This is a genomic window from Citrobacter sp. Cu233, from assembly GCF_030332225.1.
GTDB lineage: Bacteria > Pseudomonadota > Gammaproteobacteria > Enterobacterales > Enterobacteriaceae > Citrobacter.
Map to the genome: position 1 here is coordinate 43113 of NZ_JAOWIF010000044.1, position 11718 is coordinate 54830.

General features: G+C 50.4%; 10 protein-coding genes. 4 read left to right on the forward strand and 6 right to left on the reverse strand.

Going from position 1 to position 11718, the window contains the following annotated elements; genetic code table 11:
• Window positions 1-35 precede the first annotated feature (35 nt).
• The 4 genes from OGX95_RS22395 to glnA all read right to left on the reverse strand — a co-directional run bounded on the left by OGX95_RS22395 (window position 36) and on the right by glnA (window position 4421).
• Window positions 36-146 (reverse strand): YshB family small membrane protein, encoded by a 111-nt coding sequence (locus OGX95_RS22395; protein WP_086523820.1) that lies wholly within the window; start codon window positions 144-146, stop codon window positions 36-38.
• 112 nt (window positions 147-258) lie between these two features.
• On the reverse strand, window positions 259-1668 hold the full coding sequence (gene glnG, locus OGX95_RS22400; protein WP_271449545.1) for a nitrogen regulation protein NR(I): 1410 nt from the start codon (window positions 1666-1668) through the stop codon (window positions 259-261).
• Window positions 1669-1679: 11 nt separating this feature from the next.
• The gene (glnL, locus tag OGX95_RS22405) at window positions 1680-2729 is read right to left on the reverse strand and encodes a nitrogen regulation protein NR(II) (RefSeq protein WP_286631020.1); all 1050 of its coding nucleotides are present in this window, start codon (window positions 2727-2729) and stop codon (window positions 1680-1682) included.
• A 282-nt stretch (window positions 2730-3011) separates the two neighbouring features.
• Window positions 3012-4421, reverse strand: coding sequence for a glutamate--ammonia ligase (glnA, locus tag OGX95_RS22410; RefSeq protein ID WP_137381412.1), 1410 nt, complete (start codon window positions 4419-4421; stop codon window positions 3012-3014).
• 379 nt (window positions 4422-4800) lie between these two features.
• Between glnA and typA the strand changes: the two genes are divergently transcribed.
• The 4 genes from typA to OGX95_RS22430 all read left to right on the forward strand — a co-directional run bounded on the left by typA (window position 4801) and on the right by OGX95_RS22430 (window position 9921).
• On the forward strand, window positions 4801-6624 hold the full coding sequence (typA, locus tag OGX95_RS22415; protein WP_003028641.1) for a ribosome-dependent GTPase TypA: 1824 nt from the start codon (window positions 4801-4803) through the stop codon (window positions 6622-6624).
• A 228-nt stretch (window positions 6625-6852) separates the two neighbouring features.
• Window positions 6853-7563 (forward strand): GntR family transcriptional regulator, encoded by a 711-nt coding sequence (locus OGX95_RS22420; protein ID WP_286631021.1) that lies wholly within the window; start codon window positions 6853-6855, stop codon window positions 7561-7563.
• A gap of 8 nt (window positions 7564-7571) precedes the next feature.
• Window positions 7572-8552: a sugar phosphate isomerase/epimerase family protein gene (locus OGX95_RS22425; RefSeq protein ID WP_286631022.1), complete on the forward strand. Its 981-nt coding sequence runs from the start codon at window positions 7572-7574 to the stop codon at window positions 8550-8552.
• A 103-nt stretch (window positions 8553-8655) separates the two neighbouring features.
• Entirely contained in the window at window positions 8656-9921 is a 1266-nt protein-coding gene (locus OGX95_RS22430) for an MFS transporter (protein ID WP_286631023.1), read from the forward strand.
• A gap of 64 nt (window positions 9922-9985) precedes the next feature.
• Here OGX95_RS22430 and OGX95_RS22435 read toward each other — a convergent pair whose 3' ends face one another.
• Together OGX95_RS22435 and OGX95_RS22440 are read right to left on the reverse strand one after the other, a co-directional pair.
• On the reverse strand, window positions 9986-10774 hold the full coding sequence (locus OGX95_RS22435; RefSeq protein WP_286631024.1) for a DeoR/GlpR family DNA-binding transcription regulator: 789 nt from the start codon (window positions 10772-10774) through the stop codon (window positions 9986-9988).
• Window positions 10775-10813: 39 nt separating this feature from the next.
• Window positions 10814-11710 (reverse strand): sugar kinase, encoded by an 897-nt coding sequence (locus OGX95_RS22440; protein ID WP_286631025.1) that lies wholly within the window; start codon window positions 11708-11710, stop codon window positions 10814-10816.
• Window positions 11711-11718 lie beyond the last annotated feature (8 nt).

Here is an 11718-nt window from a genome sequence, read left to right on the forward strand (position 1 = left end):
AGGCCGGATAAGCGTTAGCGCCATCCGGCGCGCCTTCAGCTAAACAGCCCAACCAGCGCAGCACACAGCACTGCGGCAACCGCAGTTTGTGGTGTGTGGCTGTCGACTGAGCCGCTCGATAGCAGATTAATGATTGATTCCAGCATGATGACTTCCCCCCGTTTGCCGGGCACGATCATACTTAACTCATCGGAACAGTAAAGCGCAAAATAGCAGCAATTTGCGCTCAATTATCAATCTTTACACAGTGACTTTTCGTCACTCCATTCCGAGTTCTTTTAACTTGCGCGTCAAGGTATTACGCCCCCAGCCGAGCAAGCGTGCCGCTTCCTGTTTGTGTCCCTGGGTATGACGCAGTGCGGTGGTCAACAGCGTCCGCTCCATCTCCGGTTGAGCCTCTGACAGCAAGTTTTGATGACCGGATCGCAATGCCCGGTCTGCCCATTGTGCCAACAGGGTTGCCCAACTGTCCGGCTGCATATGCGAAGGCGCATCGGGCACGCTGGCTTCAAACAGTTCGGCCGGTAAGTCCTGAATCAGCACTTCCTGCCCGGCAGCCATTACGGTCAGCCAGCGACAGGTGTTTTCAAGCTGACGAACGTTACCTGGCCAGGCCAGACGCGTAAGTGCCGCTTCGGTTTCTGGGTGGAGTTGCTTGGCTTCCACACCCAACTCGCGGGCGGCTTCCTGCAGGAAATGACGTGCCAGACGGGGGATATCTTCCCGACGCTCACGCAGCGGGGGCAAATGAACGCGAATTACGTTCAGACGGTGGAATAAATCCTCACGGAATTTGCCTTCCTGCACGCGCAGTTCCAGGTTCTGGTGGGTGGCCGCGATAATCCGAACATCTACCTTTACGGGGGCGTAACCGCCAACGCGGTAAAACTGTCCATCGGCTAATACGCGCAACAAACGTGTCTGCACGTCCAGCGGCATATCGCCAATTTCATCAAGGAAGAGGGTGCCGCCATCAGCCTGTTCGAAACGCCCCTGACGAATGGTATTCGCCCCGGTAAACGCCCCTTTTTCGTGGCCAAATAGTTCAGACTCAATCAAATCCTTCGGAATGGCTGCCATGTTAAGCGCGATAAACGGTGCTTTGACGCGCGGGCTGTGGCGGTGCAGGGCGTGGGCGACCAGCTCTTTACCCGTCCCGGATTCTCCGTTGATCAGCACACTGATTGACGAGCGGGAGAGGCGGCCAATGATGCGGAACACATCCTGCATCGCGGGCGCTTCGCCGATGATATCGGTGGTCGGGCCGTTGATCTGAATATTACGCGGCTGCTGCTGTTCCTGATAATGGCTTATGGCGCGCTCGACCAGCGCTACCGCTTCGTCAATATCAAAAGGTTTGGGTAGATAGTCGAACGCCCCTTGCTGGTAAGCGCTCACGGCGGCATCCAGATCGGAATGGGCAGTCATTATGATGACCGGAAGCATCGGGTGACGCTGCTTAATCTGTTTTAACAGCGTCAGACCGTCCATCCCCGGCATGCGAATATCTGACAGCAGTACGTCCGGCGTTTTGCTGGCAAGCGCATCCAGCACCTCTTTACCACTTTCAAATGTGGTGCAGCTTAGTCCTGCCCCTGCGAGCGCACGTTCAAGCACCCAACGGATGGAACTATCGTCATCAACTACCCAGACTATTCCTCGTTGCATAAACGTCACCTTTATTTCCTGATAGGCAGGTAAACCGAGAATTCGGTATGACCCGGCCAACTGGTAAATTCAATTTTGCCGGAATGTTGATCGATCAAATTACGGGCGATGGATAATCCAAGTCCGGTACCGCCTTCGCGGCCGCTGACCATTGGGTAGAACAGCGTATCCTGCAAATGCGAGGGAATGCCCGGACCGTTGTCCTCGACATCAATACGTGCTGCCAGACGGTAGCGCATACCGTGCAGCGTAAGCTGAAACGCGGTGCGGGTGCGCAGAATAATTTCTCCGCCTTCCGGTCCCAGCGCCTGTAGAGCATTACGCACGATATTTAGCAGAACTTGTTCTATCTGATCCGGATCGTGCAGCAGTTCTGGCAGGCTAGGGTCGTAATCACGAATCAGCGTGACGTTTTCGGGGAGCTCCATCGACACCAGCGCCACCACGCGCTCTGCCACTTTATGAATGCTTTCCGTGATATGCATACCTGGCTGTTGCGGCCCCAACAGGCGATCAACCAGATTACGCAGGCGGTCAGCCTGCTCAATAATGACTTTGGTATATTCCGTCAGCGCCGGGTCCGGAAGCGCTTTGCTAAGAAGCTGAGCTGCTCCGCGCAGGCCACCCAACGGATTTTTTATTTCGTGTGCCAGACCACGCACCAGATCGCGGGCAGCAATCTGCTGGGCATGCTGCAGTTGCTCCTGACTCAGACGGCGCTGGTTATCCATAGGTGCCATCTCCAGCAGGATAAGGCCATCAGGCAGCCTCTGCGCGGTCACAGAGAGGATATGTGAGTGACTGTCTATCACCAGCATCACTTCGTTATCCGTGAAGCCCTGGCCCGCTTCCAGGCTTTCTCGCATTAGTCCAATGTTCAGGGAGAAATAACTCAGTAAATCGGGCAGCGGTGTGCCAAACAGTTTGCGGGAACTTTGCGCGAGCAGTTGTTGCGCCGCCGGGTTGGCGTAATGCACCGCCAGCTCATCGTCGACGAGTAAAATACTGTTGATTAACGAATTGAGGATCTGCCCAGCATCGGGCAGCGTGCCGGTTGCCATTCAGCAGTCTCCAGAAAAGTGTTGCACCAATTTAGTGCATTATAGCTTTTTATGCATAAAAAGCGCGAGAGAACAGGTTGTTAGTGGAGAAAAAAGCCCATCCAGAGATGGGCTACAGATGACTGGCAAACGTAGATGCCGGATGGCGGCTCTGCCTTATCCGGCCTGCAAGGTAATGTTACCCGCCAGGCCTGATAAGTTCGCGCCATCAGGCGTCCTATCATTCGCCATCGATCTCAAGCCTGCCTGAGCAGGCTAAAAGTTCCACGGCAACTCAAACGATTAAACGCTGTAGTACAGCTCAAACTCTACCGGGTGCGGAGTCATGCGCACGCGGTCATCTTCTTCGCGACGCAGTGCAATGTACGCATCGATTGCTTCATTGGTGAACACGCCGCCTGCGGTCAGGAACTCGCGGTCCAGATCCAGTTCTTTCAGTGCTTCTTCCAGAGAACCTGCAACCTGTGGGATCTCTTTCGCTTCTTCTGGCGGCAGGTCATACAGGTTTTTGTCCATTGCTTCGCCTGGGTGGATCTTGTTCTTAATACCGTCCAGGCCAGCCATCAGCAGTGCAGCAAAGCACAGGTACGGGTTAGCTGCCGGGTCCGGGAAGCGCACTTCGATACGACGCGCTTTCGGAGAAGCAACAACTGGAATACGAATGGACGCAGAACGGTTACGGGCAGAGTAAGCCAACATGACCGGTGCTTCATAACCCGGGACCAGACGCTTGTAAGAGTTGGTGGTCGGGTTCGCAAGGGCGTTGATCGCTTTAGCGTGCTTAATAACGCCGCCGATGTAGTACAGCGCCTGCTCAGACAGACCTGCATATTTGTCACCAGAGAACAGGTTTACGCCGTTCTTGGACAGGGACATGTGGCAGTGCATGCCGGAGCCGTTATCGCCAAACATCGGTTTTGGCATAAAGGTCGCCGTTTTACCGAAACGGTGCGCAACGTTGTGAACGACATATTTGTAGATCTGAATTTCGTCCGCTTTTTTAGTCATGGTGTTAAAGCGGGTTGCGATTTCGTTCTGACCCGCGGTCGCGACTTCGTGGTGGTGCGCTTCAACAACCAGACCCATCTCTTCCATGATCAGACACATGGTAGAACGGATGTCCTGAGAAGAATCTACCGGAGGAACCGGGAAGTAACCGCCTTTGACGCCAGGACGGTGACCTTTGTTGCCACCTTCGTATTTGGTGGAGGAGTTCCATGCGCCTTCGATGTCATCGATAGCAACGTGGGAACCGGAAATAGACGCGCCGAAACGAATGTCGTCAAACAGGAAGAACTCTGGCTCTGGCCCGAACAGAACGGTATCTGCGATGCCGGTAGCGCGCAGGTATTCTTCAGCACGTTTAGCGATGGAGCGCGGGTCGCGGTCGTAGCCCTGCAGCGTACCAGGTTCCAGGATATCGCAACGGATGATCAGGGTAGACTCTTCAAAGAACGGGTCAATGAGCGCGGTGGAAGCATCTGGCATCAGCACCATGTCTGATTCGTTAATGCCTTTCCAGCCACCGATTGAGGAGCCGTCAAACATTTTGCCTTCTTCAAAGAATTCGGCATTTACCTGATGAGCAGGAATAGTGACGTGCTGTTCTTTACCTTTAGTATCGGTGAAGCGCAAATCAACAAACTTCACTTCGTGTTCGTTCAGCATCGTCAAAACGTGTTCAGCGGACATACTTACTCTCCCGGATTGGTCATTGTCGTCGTGGTAACGAAGTCTTCAATTCTGCAAAAATTGGCCGTGTCGCCGTAAAAAATATAAAGCGAAATCTGTGCCAACTTTTAAATTGCCCCTAAAAGGCGTTATCATGCGCACCATCGTGCAAAGGGGCTGCACCATGAAGGTTGTGTTGCACCATTATAGTGCTTCAATGTGAACATTAAGCACCATATTGGTGCAAAGCACCTCAGATTACCCCTTTTAACGCTCCGTGAATGTGATCACAAAGAAACTCTGCAATACTTGTTTGCGGAGGATGTTTGTGATCCTGTTTTGTACTGCGATTAATCCGTGTACAATAACGCGCTATTTCTAAAATGCCTGAGGCAAAGTTGTGATCGAAAATTTGCGTAACATCGCCATCATCGCGCACGTAGACCATGGTAAAACGACCCTGGTAGACAAGCTGCTCCAACAATCCGGTACGTTCGATGCACGTGCTGAAACCCAAGAGCGCGTGATGGACTCCAACGATTTGGAGAAAGAGCGTGGGATTACCATCCTCGCTAAAAACACCGCTATCAAATGGAATGACTACCGTATCAACATCGTTGATACCCCAGGGCACGCCGACTTCGGTGGTGAAGTTGAACGTGTAATGTCCATGGTCGACTCCGTGCTGCTGGTGGTGGATGCAATGGACGGTCCGATGCCGCAGACGCGCTTCGTGACCAAAAAAGCCTTTGCCCATGGCCTGAAGCCAATTGTTGTTATCAACAAAGTTGACCGTCCTGGCGCGCGCCCTGACTGGGTTGTTGACCAGGTATTTGACCTGTTCGTTAACCTCGACGCTACCGATGAGCAGCTGGACTTCCCGATCGTTTACGCTTCCGCGCTGAACGGTATCGCTGGTCTGGATCACGAAGACATGGCTGAAGACATGACTCCGCTGTATCAGACCATCGTTGATCGCGTACCGGCTCCGAACGTAGACCTTGATGGCCCGCTGCAGATGCAAATCTCCCAGCTGGACTACAACAACTACGTTGGCGTAATCGGTATCGGCCGCATCAAACGCGGTAAAGTTAAACCGAACCAGCAGATCACTATCATTGATAGCGAAGGCAAAACCCGTAACGGTAAAGTCGGTAAAGTTCTGACCCATCTGGGTCTGGAGCGTATCGAGAGTGATATTGCCGAAGCAGGCGATATCATCGCGATCACCGGTCTGGGTGAACTGAACATCTCCGACACCATCTGCGACCCGCAGAATGTCGAAGCGCTGCCAGCTCTGTCCGTTGATGAACCGACCGTAACCATGTTCTTCTGCGTAAACACCTCTCCGTTCTGTGGTAAAGAAGGTAAATATGTTACCTCTCGTCAGATCCTTGACCGCCTGAACAAAGAACTGGTGCACAACGTTGCGCTGCGCGTTGAAGAAACCGAAGATGCGGATGCATTCCGTGTATCCGGTCGTGGTGAGTTGCACCTGTCAGTTCTGATCGAAAACATGCGTCGTGAAGGTTTCGAAATGGCGGTTTCCCGTCCGAAAGTAATCTTCCGCGAAATCGATGGCCGTAAACAAGAGCCGTTCGAGAACGTAACGCTGGACGTCGAAGAGCAGCACCAGGGTTCTGTGATGCAGGCTCTGGGTGAGCGTAAAGGCGACCTGAAAAACATGAATCCAGATGGCAAAGGCCGCGTACGTCTTGACTACGTGATCCCAAGCCGAGGGCTTATCGGTTTCCGTTCAGAATTCATGACCATGACTTCCGGTACCGGTCTGCTGTACTCCACCTTCAGCCACTACGACGACGTTCGCGCGGGTGATGTGGGTCAGCGTCAGAACGGCGTACTGATCTCCAACGGCCAGGGTAAAGCAGTTGCGTTCGCACTGTTCAGCCTGCAGGACCGCGGTAAGCTGTTCCTGGGTCACGGTGCTGAAGTTTACGAAGGCCAGATCATCGGTATTCACAGCCGTTCTAACGACCTGACTGTAAACTGCCTGACCGGTAAGAAACTGACCAACATGCGTGCGTCCGGTACTGACGAAGCAACGGTTCTGGTTCCGCCGGTTAAGATGACTCTGGAGCAGGCTCTGGAATTCATCGATGACGACGAACTGGTAGAAGTAACACCAACTTCTATCCGTATTCGTAAACGTCACCTGACTGAAAACGATCGTCGCCGTGCAATGCGTGGTGCGAAAGAAGAGTAATTAACGCTCTTCTCGTGACAAGACCCCGCCTTACGAGGTGGGGTTTTTTTTTGCCTGTCGTTCCTGATTTCTGGGCAAACTCCACCGCATGTGCTCTCTTTTTCTGTATGAACCCCGTCATAAGAGAGCTTTGTCACAATTATTTCTAAAGCTCGCGGAGGGGGTTTGCTTTCGTTTTCGACGTCAGCGTATGATTAATCATCTGGTTTAAACCAAATGGATTAAACAATGACGAATAATCAGTCGACCGTTGAGAATGCGAAAGAGAAGTTAGACCGTTGGTTAAAAGAAGGGCTCACCACGCCTGGTGGCAAATTGCCTTCAGAAAGAGAGTTGGGAGAGCTGTTGGGCATCAAACGGATGACCTTACGTCAGGCGTTATTAAACCTGGAATCTGAATCCAGAATCTTTCGTAAAGATCGCAAGGGATGGTTCGTCACCCAGGCGCGCTTTAACTACAGCCCGGAATTATCAGCCAGCTTTCAGCGTGCCGCAATTGAGCAGGGCAGAGAACCGTCCTGGGGGTTTATCGAAAAAAGTCGGGTGTCTCAATATCCGGAAGTTGCCGCGCCACTGGTGTCCGTAACGCCGTCTGATGAACTGTATCGGATAACGGGCTGGGGAGCGCTTGAAGGCCATAAAGTTTTCTACCACGAAACGTTTATCAACCCGAAGGTTGCTCCGGGGTTTATTGAACAGCTTGAAAGTCAGTCATTTTCTTCCGTATGGGAAAATGAATATAAAAAAGAAACCGTAATCAAAAAACTGGCTTTTAAACCCGTCAGAATGGCCGGCGATATTAGTAAGTTTATTGGTGGTTCTACCGGGATGCCTGCCATTCTTATTGAAAAACATCGGGCTGACAGCGATGGCAACATCGTACAAATAGATATTGAGTATTGGCGCTTTGAAGCAGTTGATCTCTTCATTAACTTGTAGGTATGTTTATGGTCACTAAAGATAATGCACATAAAATTCTGGCGCGTGTAGATAGCCTCCCCCTTTATCTTCATGCCTATGCTTATCATTTGAATATGCGTGTTGAGCGCATATTACCGAGTGATTTATTAGATATTGCCAGTGAAAATAATCTGCGTGGCGTGAAAATCCACGTTCTTGATGGCGAACGCTATTCTCTTGAAAATATGAACGATAATGCGCTGTCTGCATTTGGTGATAAAGCGCGTAAGCTACAGCTTGATCTTCATATTGAGACCAGTTCTTCTGATAAAAAGGCCATTGACCAGGCCGTTGCTATCGCATTAAAAACAGGTGCCTCTTCCGTTAGATTTTATCCACGCTACGAAGGTAATCTTCAGGAAGTACTCGCGATGATTACGCAGGATATCCACTACCTGCGCGAGCACTATCAGGATAGCGGTCTGACTTTCACCCTGGAACAACATGAAGATTTGAAGAGCCATGAACTGGTATCGTTAATTCAGAACAGTGATATGGAATCGCTCTCTTTACTGTTTGATTTTGCCAATATGATCAATGCCAATGAGCATCCATTAACGGCGCTAGATACGATGTCACCGCATATTACCCAGGTACATATTAAAGATGCGTTAATTGTTAATGAGAATGCGGGACTGGGCCATAAAGCCTGTACCTCGGGTCAGGGGGACATGCCGTTTAAGGAACTGCTGACGAAACTGATCTGCCTGGGTGATGAGAAGCCGCAGGTAACGGCTTACGGGCTGGAAGAAGAAGTTGATTATTATGCGCCAGCATTTCGTTTCGATAATGAAGGTGACAATCCGTGGATCCCATGGCGCCAGATGAGTGAAACGCCGCTGCCGGAACCAGACCTTCTCGAAGCTCGTTTGATTAAAGAAAAAAAAGATGCCATCCAACAAATACAATTTGTGCGTAGCGTGCTACAGCAAATTAAAAATGAGGCGCATCACATTCTAAATAATTAATAATCTCTAACGTATTTTTTTAGGATTCATAATCCATTCCTGGTGAATGGACGGATTTTTATTATTCAAAACAAATGATTTATATAATCATTTAGGGGATGCTATGCTCACAAAAAAGAAATGGGCGCTTTTTAGCCTGTTAACACTGTGTGGCGGTACAATTTACAAATTACCCTCACTGAAAGATGCGTTCTATATTCCTATGCAGGAATACTTCCATTTGACTAATGGGCAGATTGGCAATGCAATGTCGGTGAACTCATTTGTGACAACCGTGGGATTTTTCTTATCTATTTATTTTGCAGATAAACTGCCACGTAAATACACGATGTCTTTATCTCTGATTGCGACGGGGTTGTTGGGTGTCTATCTGACTACGATGCCTGGTTATTGGGGGATACTCTTCGTCTGGGCGCTGTTTGGTGTTACCTGTGACATGATGAACTGGCCCGTGCTACTAAAATCAGTCAGCCGGTTGGGCAATAGCGAACAGCAAGGGCGGTTGTTTGGTTTCTTTGAGACGGGACGCGGTATTGTTGATACGGTTGTTGCGTTTTCCGCGCTGGCTGTCTTCACCTGGTTTGGTAGTGGACTACTGGGATTTAAAGCGGGTATCTGGTTTTACTCTGCCATCGTGATTATGGTGGGGGTTATCATCTTCTTTGTGTTGAACGATAAAGAAGAAGCGCCGGCGGCAAAAGTGCAGGATGCCGAAGATGCGCCGAAAAACCCGAGTATGTCATCGGTACTGAAGGATAAGACCATCTGGTTAATCGCCTTCAACGTCTTTTTTGTTTACGCCGTGTATTGCGGATTAACGTTCTTCATCCCGTTCCTGAAAAACATCTACATGCTGCCGGTCGCGCTGGTGGGTGCTTACGGGATCATTAACCAGTATTGCCTGAAAATGGTTGGTGGCCCGATTGGTGGGATGATCTCGGATAAAATCCTGAAGTCCCCCAGTAAATACTTATGCTATACGTTCATGATCAGTACGGTGGCTCTGGTTCTGCTGATGGTTTTGCCGCATGAAAGCATGCCGGTTTATTTAGGTATGATGTGTACGCTGGGCTTCGGTGCCATCGTATTTACCCAGCGTGCCGTTTTCTTTGCCCCGATTGGTGAAGCCAAAATTGCTGAGAACCAAACGGGTGCGGCAATGGCTTTGGGCAGCTTTATCGGATACGCCCCCGCGATGTTCTGTTTCAGCCTGTACGGATATATTCTGGATTTAAACCCAGGTCTTATCGGCTATAAAATCGTGTTTGGCATTATGGCGTGTTTCGCCTTCTGTGGCGCGATTGTCTCCGTGATGCTGGTTAAGCGTATTAGCGAAAGAAAGAAAATGCTGCAAGCTGCAGAGGCGTGATGCGCTTCTCTATCGGATAGAATGAAAAAGCCGCTGATTTTCAGCGGCTTTTTTATCAACAAAATCAGGAGGCTTCCTGATCTGCAATGACCAGTTCAATATTCTCTACATCAAGTAATTGCTTGAAAGAGTTTGGTGGTGGGGCATCGGTAAAAAATGCCCGTATTTTACGTATATTACCAATAGACACAGCGGCCGATGCGGAGAATTTAGTGTGATCGGCAACCAATAGCGTATTTCGCGTATGTTTGATCATGGTCTTGGCGACAAGCGCCTCGTTAACATCAAATTCCAGCAGCGTACCGTCTTCTTCAATCGCGCCAATGCTGGTAATCAAATAGTCAGCACGGAACCCTTCAATAAAGTTCACTGCTCCAGGCCCAACGATACCGCCATTATGTGCACGTAATGTTCCACCGGGTACCATGACTTCAATATCTTGATTCTTATACAGGATTTGCGCGACGCGAAGGCTATTTGTGATGATGCGTAAGTCCCGACGGTTTAGCAACGCTCGCGCGACGGCTTCCACCGTTGTACCAATGGTAATAAAAACCGTACAACGCTCCGGGAGATAATCGGCAACCGCTTCCGCAATCGCTTCTTTTTCCTGGGTAAGTGACAACTCTCGTTGTTCGAAGGCGGTATTCATGATGCTGGATACGCGTCCGGCTCCCCCATGATGGCGAGTGATCAGACCCTGCTCACTAAGCTTACGAATATCCCTGCGCACCGTTTGCGTGGAAACGTCCAGCAATTGCGCCAGCTCTTCGATATTCATATAGCCGCGTTCTGTAATGTAATGAACGAGTTGATCGTGTCGCGGATTACCGGTGACTTCAATGATGCTCATGAATACTCCTGGACTTCTTCCCCGTAAATACCGGCTATTTTACGCATAAAGTGACAAAAATGATTCGGTTTGCGCACGATTAGGAATTCCGGCTCGTCCACCTGGCTGCGTGCATTTCATCGCTGCCACTGCGCTTGCGAAGCGAATCGCTTTCTCGGTCGACATTTTCTCCGCCAGGGCAACCGCCATGGCGCCATGGAAAACATCCCCTGCCCCGGTTGTATCTACCACATTGACAGAAAATGCAGCCTGTTGACATAAATCTCCCTCTTCAATCCATTGTGATCCCTCTCCGCCCAACGTAACGTAAACTTTACCATCTGTGTGACTGGCGGCCAGTGTTAAAGCCTGCCCTGCATCATCCAATCCGGTCATTCGCTTAAGTCCTGGAGTAGAGAAAACCGCATGATCGGCAAGCGCCACTAATGGCGTAATGTCTTGCGGGGTCATATCGGCATCCAGCAGCGTCAGTACCCCAGCGGCACGTGCCAGCTTGAAGGATTTTAATGTTCCCTCATGCCAGCGTACATCGGCCAGAACCACGTCATAGCGAGTAAAATCAATCGATTCCAGCCACTGTGCATCCGTGTCCAGGTCAGGGCTCGGGTAATTTACTATGATGCGCTCCCCGTACTGATCGACCAAAATTGCAGACTGCGATGAACGTGCATTGGGGTATTGACGGCAGAATTGTGTATTCACCCCCCAGTTGCGAAGCTCGTTCAACAACGTGTTCCCACAGCTATCGTCACCTACGCGGCCGATAAAATCGACATCGATACCGAGTCGGGCAATTGCTACTGCCGCTGTTGCCGCCGGGCCACCCCCTGTCTCCATATATTGATTTGACTGATATTTCCCCCCGCCATCAGGCAGGTTGTTCAGAGAATAGATTCGGTCCTGAACGGTGATTCCAACGCATGCAATTCTGGTCATATTTGTTT